This window comes from Ruegeria sp. BHSA118 (assembly GCF_059613405.1).
The window spans coordinates 46720-54498 of the sequence record NZ_JBXWSM010000024.1 but is presented as its reverse complement, the minus strand read 5'-3'; the positions used below and the strand labels follow the sequence as shown (position 1 = coordinate 54498).

The following is a 7779-nucleotide window of genomic DNA, read 5'->3' as shown; positions in this document are numbered from 1 at the left end:
CTAAAGCGCGCGCCAAAAAGATGGCGATCGAAATGTTGGAGGATGTCTCGATCCGTGACCCCGAACGGGTAATGCGGGCCTACCCACATGAGGTGTCAGGCGGCATGGGTCAGCGCATCATGATTGCTATGATGCTAATCCCGAACCCCAACATTCTGATTGCGGATGAACCGACTTCGGCGCTGGATGTCAGCGTTCAGCGGCAGGTGCTAGACATAATGGACGGGCTAGTGAAGGAACGGGGAATGGGCCTAATTTTCATCAGCCATGACTTGAATCTTGTTTCCGAGTTTTGCGATCGTGTCCTCATCATGTATTCGGGTCGGATTGTTGAAGTGTGTGAAGCGGATAAGTTGCATCAGGCTCAGCACCCGTACACTCAAGGCTTGCTGAATTCGCTTCCTCGGCTGGATGACAAACGCATCCACCTGAGTGTTTTGACCCGTGACCCTTCCTGGTCTGACGCGCCGAGTGTGAGGGGTTGAAATGACCGCACTGGAAATCAAGGACCTGAATGTTTGGTTCGGTCACGCTCATGATCGCGTGGATGCCGTAAAGTCCGCCGGCCTGAATGTCATACAAGGCGAAAGTTTCGGTCTGGTCGGAGAGAGCGGGTCTGGTAAGTCAACAATTCTGCGTGCGATAACGGGTCTTGCACCCCAATGGTCTGGCACCATTCGGGTCGAGGGAGAACCACTTTATGGAGCAAAGCGAGATCGCGGTTTCTTTCGAACCGTGCAAATGGTTTTCCAGGATCCATATGCTTCGCTTCACCCGCGTCACACTGTCGATCAGGTTCTCAGCGAAACAATTCACCTGCATGGATTGGACAACATCGATAAACGTGTAACCGACCTGCTGAACGATGTTGGGCTTGGACAACGGTTTCGGTTCCGGTACCCACACCAGCTCTCTGGTGGCCAACGTCAACGCGTGGCTATCGCGCGGGCCTTGGCAGGTGAGCCGGACATCTTGCTTTTGGACGAACCCACGTCAGCATTGGATGTCAGCGTTCAGGCCGAAGTACTTAATCTACTGACTGACCTGCGCTCGCAGCGAGGACTTACATATCTAATGGTATCTCATGATCTTCCAGTGATCGCGCATATGTGTGAACAATTGGCGGTTATGAGAAATGGTGAGATTGTTGAGGTTTTATCTTCGGAAACTCTGCGTTTGGGGAAACCCAATCACGAGTATTCTAAGCAATTGCTAAGTGCGTCGGGTGCCCCGCATCAGTAGCAGTTATTCGTTCAACGTGCTAATTACCGTTCGCATTTTCACTTCGGGTAGCATCATATCTTCTAGATATTAACGTCGCCATTTCAGACAGTACTCAAAAGTAAGCTTTTATTGGGCTGAGGCAGCGTGTTCAATCAGGGAATTTTACGGAATGAGAATCGTACAATAAACCGCTGGGCGAATACCTCATTACAGGCGCTTACGTTGCAGGCTGAGCCCAACCTGTTCCTTCTGGTTTGTCGCTGCACGCATTCGCAGCGTGAAAATAGCTGCGGCTGCGTCATTATTGGCGCCGCCACGCGGCGTATAGAACGGTCATTCAAGATGTTCGTAGTGAATTACAAGGATCAAATTTATGTGTCGCTGACAAACTGAGCTTGCGTTAATGTTTGCTCACTCAAGGGAATACGTCCTGGGCCACTGCCCTCTGTTACATAGTTATTTCGCAATCAAGTGACCGAACAGAACCCTCCAGACCGCGAGGTTGTTCTCTATGACTGGCTAGCAAAAAGGGGAACGAATTTGGCACTCAAACATTTGGCGCCAAGCGGGTGTGTTCGAAAACTAAGGAAGCAACGCTTTCAGAATGGAATGTTCAGAATTCAATGGGCCTATATCTTTGTGTTGGCTAAATGAAGCGCCGCCAGTGTAGGGCAACCTTCTGGTTATACAGTTGTAAGGGAGTTTTTCCAGGTCGCAGAGAAAAGCACCTGGCGAAGAGACCGGAAATATATCTCCTGCAATCGGTTCGAAGTCTGCTCGAAAGTGCGTAGTGCTCTTAACGCAAATCACTGAATAACTCTCAGGGTTAAGGCCGATATGAGTAAAATGTGCACGATCCAGGCATTGGTTGCGTGTGCTTGTGACGACAAGGTCAATTTTCGCCACGCACCCAACTAAACGCAGTGCCGCCGTCTTGCCCAGCGTTGCGACACCGCCGCCATACATTTCTCCGGTATAGCGGCAGAAGCCATCACCCACAGCCAAAACTTCAAACTCTGCCGTGACCGGTATGTGGCCCGCTAGATCGGACTTTGCGCCGATTGCCAGATGGACCCGCGCGCCTTGTCCTGCTGCGTGGGCCTGATGTGCACTCTCGGGATCATGAAACAAACCCATCAGCACATTCTTTACCCCGCCCTCAATCAGTGCTGCGAGCAACCCTGTAGTATCCGACGTTCCCCCGGCACCAGCGTTGTCCTGAACGTCCGCGAGGACAACAGGTTTCTTCCGCCTTTGACGACATGTGAAAACGGCTTCCTCCAGAGACAACATCGAGCAATCGAGATCAGCTTCGCGCGACAAAAACAAGTTCACGATTTCTTCGGCGGCAGCTGCGGCTATCTCGGCTTTGGATGCGTAGACAACGCAAGACGGGCCGGTGTCGGGGAAGTCCGCCGCTGTGAAACCAAGAGCAATTTCGGCCAGGACCCCCTGCTGTTCAAATCTTGCCGGCAATTGATAGATTTCGTTGAACGGTACAGAACCAGTATGTTGCGCATGCAGGGGGATGAGATAAGGCACCGGTAAGAATGACTTGTTCAGCTTTTCGCCTTCTAACAAGCGCTGCAGAACCGGAACGCAACGTGCACCCGTTTCCGCCATGTCCAAATGAGGATAGGTTCTAAAAATCGACAAATAGTCGGCGTAATCAACCATTTCAGCAGAAATGTTGGCGTGCAGGTCCAAACTTGCGACCACCGGAGTATTGGAGCCCACGATTTCTCGTACACGACGTAATATCTCTCCTTCACCATCAGCAAAGCTTTCAGTGACCATTGCCCCATGGAGGTCAAGATAAACGCCGTCAATGTGGCCCGCATCTCTGAGCCCGTCCAACAGCATCCCGCAAATCGTTTCAAAAGCATGGTCGGTCACTTGTGCGGACGGCTCGGCGGCGCACCACAGGATTGGCGCGACTTCAAGCCCTGCTGCTACTGCGGTCTTGGCAAAACCTGCGATCGGAAGGTTCATGCCAGTTGTTTCCGAAACCACCTGCGTTCCATGCAACATACCGGGCCAGGAATCCGCCATTTCAAATTCGTGCAGACCGGCTTGCGTCACACCAAAACAATTGGTTTCGTGCTGAAACCCCGCGATCGCAATTCGCTTGGTCGTCATCATATGTGTTCGATTTCTTGACTAGTACGCGGTGCAGCAAAAACACTTTGCCCGTAGCGGATGGTTTCGAGCACCTGCGTATCTGACAGGCGGTGCGGATCGTGCAAGGGATTACGCGACAGGATAACGAAGTCAGCAAATTTTCCCGGTTCGATAGATCCGCGTTGGTCCTCCTTGAATACCTGCCATGCGGCATCGATAGTCTGGGCACGTAGAGCCGATAGAACGCTGATCTTCTGATCCTCGCCGAGCACACGGCCAGAAACGGATTTTCGATTTACCGCACAATGGGCCAGGTGAATCGGACGTGTCGGAGTGACCGAAGCATCGTTGTGGATCGTATATCGCACGCCATACCGTTCGGCTGACGCCGCTGGCGATATCCGCTCAGCCCGCTCAGGCCCCAAGAACGTGTCGTAGTGGCGATCCCCCCAAAAAAACACATGAGCGGGAAAGAAGCTGACAGTAAGTCCAAGCTGAGCCATACGCTCTAACTGGTCGTCCCGCAGGGCCTGGCCGTGGATAATTGTGTGACGATGATCTTGGCGTGGGTGCACTATAAGTGCCTTTTCCACGGCATCTATGAACATCTCTGCGCCGGCATCACCATTGCAGTGGCAATGAATCTGGAAACCTTGGCTATGAAGCTTGCTGACGTCGGCATTCAACTGTTCTTGCGAGGTATACACCATCCCACAAGGGTGATCCGGATTGGTCGGTTTGAAATACGGGACAGACAGATAGGCGGTCTGCAACTGAAATGCCCCATCAGTGAACAGTTTGCGTGGACCCAGAGTGAAATGCGGGTTTCCCGGCCAGTTCGTGCCGATCCAGTTGGCAGACAACTCAGGCTCCAGACTTCCGACAGGTAAGAGTTCTATGCCAATTCCCGGATCCTGATCGACAGAAAGGCTGGCAAAGTGATCCAACATGGTTTGCGACGCCCAGGCATTTTGGGCATAAGTCACCCCATGGGCGAGATATTCGTCACGACAGGCGTCAAAGCCTTGCCAGAACCTTTCGCGGTCAATCAGGAAGTCAGTATCGCCCATTTCTCCCATGGCCGATAACCCTTCTATCAATCCGGTCAGGGCTCCGGTGTTGGGATCACGGCCAAAGCGACCACCTTCCGGGTTAGGTGTTTGGCGATTTACCCCGCGTTTCTCAAGCGCAAGAGAATTGGCTACGCCATTGTGACCCGATGCATGAATAACCCAGATTGGATGATGTTGTGATACATCGTCTAGTTCGGCCCGGGTCGGCATTCGGCCTTCCAGAATAGATGTATTGTCAAACGACACACCCATGACCCATTCGCCTTCGGGTGTTAATTTGGCCTTCTCCCGAAGCCTGTCCAGCGCCTGTGCCATTTGCCTGCAGTCCCCTAAAGGGGGCGACGACAGGTCAACACGGAACAGCCGGATAAACCCCGGATCCGGAAAATGCCCGTGTGGGTCGATGAAAGCGGGCATCAGAGTACGACCCTGAAGATCGTACTCCTGAGAATCCGCGGCCATGCGTGCGCGCAGATCAGCCTCGGCACCCACTGCCTGAATTCTGCTTCCTTCGGTCAGAACAGCCTCTGGTGAAGAGTTCTGCGCATCCATCGTCAGGATTGTGCCGTTGAAATAGAGTGTGCTTGGCATTGAATTTCCTACTAAGACAGTGGTGCCAGACATCGCAGCCCGTGGCCGTCGTCCACTTCCCATTCCGGGGTCTGGGTGCAGATGTCCTTGGCAAAAGGACAGCGTTCGCGGAACTCACACCCGGAAGGGCGCTTGAGCAAGCTGGGGGGTTCCCCTTTGAGGGCAATCCGTTCCAATCGCGCATCCGGGTCGGGCTCTGGGTTGGCACTCAGAAGGCAGCGTGTGTAGGGGTGACGCGGGTCATTGAAAATCTTCTCGGTTGTGCCTTCTTCGACCAAACGACCAAGATACATGATGCCCATTCTGTCGGCCACGTGACGCACGACGCTGAGGTTATGAGTGATTATAACCATCGCCAAGCCCAGCCTTTCACGCAGATCGTTGAGCAGATTCAGCAACTCACCCTGTACCGATACATCAAGACCAGCAGTTGGTTCATCCGCGAGGATCAGCTTGGGTTCCAACGCCAACGCGCGAGCTACACCCACACGCCGTGCCTGGCCGCCAGATAGCTGATATGGATAACGATCAGCAAAATGTGTCGGCAGATTCACCATTTCCAACAGGCGCTTGGCCTCGGCATCCAGATCGCGGTCTTTCATGCCTTGAATGCGATAGGGTTCGGTGATCAGGCTGCGGATCGTCAGGCGGGGCGAAAGGCTTCCGACCGGATCCTGAAACATCATTGCCATGTCTTTGCGCAATGGACGCATGACACTTTCCGGGGTGCCCCGAATTTCCTGACCCTCAAAAGTGACCGAACCGTCTTGCGCAGGCGCAAGACCGGCAATGGCGCGAATGACCGTGGTTTTGCCAGAGCCGCTTTCACCGACCAGCGCGTAGGTTTCGCCGGGTTGCACGGTAAAGCTGACGCCCGCCAATACATTGACCGGGCCATAGCTGGTTTTAAGATCCACGACGTTCAGCAAGCTCATGTAGTGACCTCCTCGTGGTTCAGCCAGCACGCGGCGTGATGGCCTTCTTTCAACTGATCCAGCGGCGGCACTTCGGTGGCACAGCGCTCAACGGCTTGATTGCACCGATCCCGGAAAATGCAGCCCCCCGGCAGGTTGGCCAGATCGGGTACTTCACCGGGAATGGTGGGCAAAACGCGGGCGCGATCCTTGATGTGACCGGGATCGCATTCGATCAGGCGGCGGGTGTAGGGATGTTTGGGATTGTGGAAAATTTCACGCACGTCCCCGCTTTCGACAACCGCACCGGCATACATCACCACCACCCGGTCGCAAAGTTCCGCAATCACGCCCAGATGGTGCGAGATGAACAGGATGGCACAGTGAAACTCGCGCTGCAGCTCTTGCAGGCGCTCGATGATCTGTACCTCAAGCGTTGCATCCAGTGCCGTAGTCGGCTCATCCGCGATCAAAAGGTCAGGCTCGGACATCAATGCCATTGCGATAGCGATCCGTTGGCGCATCCCGCCCGAGAATTCATGCGGGTACTGCTTTAGGCGCGCTTCAGGATCGGGAATGCCAACAGCGCTCAGCATTTTGGCCGCATGCGCCAGCTTGTCCGCCTTTGACTGTTTGGAGCGGTGCTGAATGTCCAGCATCTGCTGCCCGATGGTCAGAACCGGATTATGGGTTTGCATCGGATCCTGAAAGACAATCGAAATATCCGCCCCACGCAGGTCGCGCATATGCCGTTCCGAGGCCTGCAACAGATCCTGCCCTTTGAACCTGATCTCTCCATCGCGGAACCGCGTATTGGGCGCGGTCAGCCGTAGGATGGATGAGATCAGGGTGGATTTGCCACAACCGGATTCCCCAACAATGCCAACGATTTCACCTTTGTTGACGTCGAATGTGATATCCCTCAGGGCCTTGAGGTCGCCGCGTCCAGTTTCGTAATCGACGCTGAGGTGGTCGATTTCCAGAAGTGTATCGGTCATCGCTGTTTCCTCAGTTTTGGATCAACCACGTCGCGCAAGCTTTCACCCAGGAACGTGAACCCAAGTGTTGCCAGAATGATCGGCAGGCCCCCGCCCACAACCAGCCAAGGTGTTTGGCGGATCAGGGAATAGCCGTCCTTGAGCAACGCACCCCAGCTGGGGGTCGGAGGTTTCACGCCAAGACCCAGAAAGGACAGGCCTGCCTCAAGGGCGATAACGGTGGGGATATCCATGGCTGCCAGCACAGCCAGCACGCCGATGATATTGGGCAGCATATGCACGCCCAGAATGCGTGCCATGCTGGCCCCCATCGACCGTTCGGCCAGAATGAACTCGGAATTGCGCAGCGTCAGCGTCTGGGTCCGCGCAACGCGCCCATAGGTCGGGATCGAGGTCGCCATGACCACGAACACCACCGTTTGAAGGCTTGGCCCAACCAGAGCAACAACGGCCAGTGCGAACATCACGGTCGGAAAGGATCGAATGGTATCGAAAAACAGCATCAGAAGATTGTCGAGCCATTTCGGCCCATATCCAGCAATCATGCCCAACGTCAGGCCAATCGCCATTGCGCCAAATACGGCCGGCAATGCCACCTTGAGCGCAACCTGACCCCCTGCAATCACCCGCGAAAACGTATCGCGCCCCAGTTGGTCGGTCCCCAGAAGGTGTGCAGCGGATGGTCCCTGCATGCGCGATTTAATATCCATGGCAATCGGGTCGTAGGGCACGATCCAAGCCGCGAATACTGCGCAGAACACGATGATGCCGACGATGATCAAGCCCATTAGGCCAAGCGGGTCGCGGGCGACGCCGATGATGATCTGGCCCAGTTCGGAACGAGACTTTTCCATCATT

Annotated in this window: 7 protein-coding genes; 2 read left to right on the top strand and 5 right to left on the bottom strand. The window is 54.5% G+C overall.

The genetic code is table 11. The features are described from left to right. Together AC2FNN_RS09695 and AC2FNN_RS09690 are read left to right on the top strand one after the other, a co-directional pair. The coding region (locus AC2FNN_RS09695) for an ATP-binding cassette domain-containing protein (RefSeq protein WP_496758202.1) at positions 1–485 on the top strand (485 nt) is incomplete at its 5' end. Between the two features lies 1 nt (position 486). Beyond that, positions 487–1242 carry an ABC transporter ATP-binding protein gene (locus AC2FNN_RS09690; RefSeq protein WP_496758201.1) on the top strand — a complete coding sequence of 252 codons (756 nt, stop codon included), beginning with the start codon at positions 487–489 and terminating at the stop codon, positions 1240–1242. Between the two features lie 564 nt (positions 1243–1806). On the opposite strand, the gene AC2FNN_RS09685 is transcribed toward AC2FNN_RS09690, so the two are convergent. Genes AC2FNN_RS09685 through AC2FNN_RS09665 form a run of 5 tightly spaced genes read right to left on the bottom strand, consistent with a single transcriptional unit; the run spans position 1807 to position 7775 of the window. Next, complete coding sequence (locus AC2FNN_RS09685) at positions 1807–3366, bottom strand: M81 family metallopeptidase (protein ID WP_496758200.1); 1560 nt, start codon at positions 3364–3366, stop codon at positions 1807–1809. Beyond that, entirely contained in the window at positions 3363–5009 is a 1647-nt protein-coding gene (locus AC2FNN_RS09680) for an amidohydrolase (RefSeq protein WP_496758199.1), read from the bottom strand. The genes AC2FNN_RS09685 and AC2FNN_RS09680 overlap by 4 nt, the downstream gene beginning before the upstream one ends. A gap of 11 nt (positions 5010–5020) precedes the next feature. Beyond that, positions 5021–5944 carry an oligopeptide/dipeptide ABC transporter ATP-binding protein gene (locus tag AC2FNN_RS09675; protein WP_496758198.1) on the bottom strand — a complete coding sequence of 308 codons (924 nt, stop codon included), beginning with the start codon at positions 5942–5944 and terminating at the stop codon, positions 5021–5023. Beyond that, on the bottom strand, positions 5941–6921 hold the full coding sequence (locus AC2FNN_RS09670) for an ABC transporter ATP-binding protein (protein WP_496758196.1): 981 nt from the start codon (positions 6919–6921) through the stop codon (positions 5941–5943). Before AC2FNN_RS09670 ends, AC2FNN_RS09675 begins: the two co-directional genes overlap by 4 nt. Then, the gene (locus AC2FNN_RS09665) at positions 6918–7775 is read right to left on the bottom strand and encodes an ABC transporter permease (RefSeq protein WP_496758195.1); all 858 of its coding nucleotides are present in this window, start codon (positions 7773–7775) and stop codon (positions 6918–6920) included. Before AC2FNN_RS09665 ends, AC2FNN_RS09670 begins: the two co-directional genes overlap by 4 nt. Positions 7776–7779 lie beyond the last annotated feature (4 nt).